General features: G+C 68.8%; 2 pseudogenes. Both read right to left on the bottom strand.

From position 1 onward, the window contains the following. Window positions 1-528 (bottom strand): annotated as a pseudogene (locus G7A99_RS21830) (branched-chain amino acid ABC transporter permease); the annotation flags it as partial. A 1-nt stretch (window position 529) separates the two neighbouring features. Continuing rightward, a pseudogene (locus G7A99_RS21835) lies at window positions 530-874 on the bottom strand (branched-chain amino acid ABC transporter permease); the annotation flags it as partial.

Below are 874 nucleotides of genomic sequence, written 5' to 3' on the forward strand. Positions count from 1 at the left end.
GAGGTAGCGGTGCACCAGCCAGCCGAGCACCGCCGCCGTCGCCAGGGCGACGTAGAACAGCGTGTACTCGAAGGGCAACCGCTCCAGGCCGATGCCGAGCACGCTGGGACGCGAGAGGATCAGCCCGTCGCTGCCGCCGGTGTAGTGGTAGAACTTCTCCAGCACGGCATAGAAGACCATGGAGAACGCCAGGTTGAGCATGCCGAAGAAGATGTAGCGGTAGCGCACTACGAACAGCCCCACCAGCAGCCCCAGCACCCCGCTGCCAAGCGCGCCGATCACCAGCAGGGTGAGCAGCTCGCCGCCCCCCATCAGCCGCGCGGCGAAGGCCGCGACGTAGGCGCTGGCCGCGAAGAACAGGGCGTGCCCGAAGGAGACCTGGCCGGCGCGCAGCAGCACCACGATGCCGAGCACCGCGAGCCCCTTGGCAATCGCCAGCACCAGGAAGGTCTTGCTCCAGGGCGCGAACAGGGGCAGGAGCGCGATCAGCGCCACCACCCCGAGCAACAGAAACCGGCCGCCGCGCATGTCAGATCTTCCTCGTCTGGACCGTGCCGAACAGCCCGTTGGGACGGACCAGCAGCACGAGCATCATGATGAAGTAGGGCATCAGCACGTCGAGCTCGGGCATCAGATAGATCGCGAACGAGCGCCCCAGGCCGATCAGCACGGCGGTGACCGCCGCCCCCTCGACCTGCCCCAGCCCCGCGGTGACCACCACCGCGAAGGAGAGCACGATCATGTCCGCGCCCATGCCGAGCTGCACCGCCGTGGTCGGCGCCGCGAACGCGCCGCCGAGGGCGGCCAGCACGGTGCCGATGGTGAAGGTCAGCAGGAACACCCGGTTGGCGTTCACCCCCATGGCCGTCGCCGC

The sequence above is a fragment of the Arhodomonas sp. KWT genome (assembly GCF_010993615.1).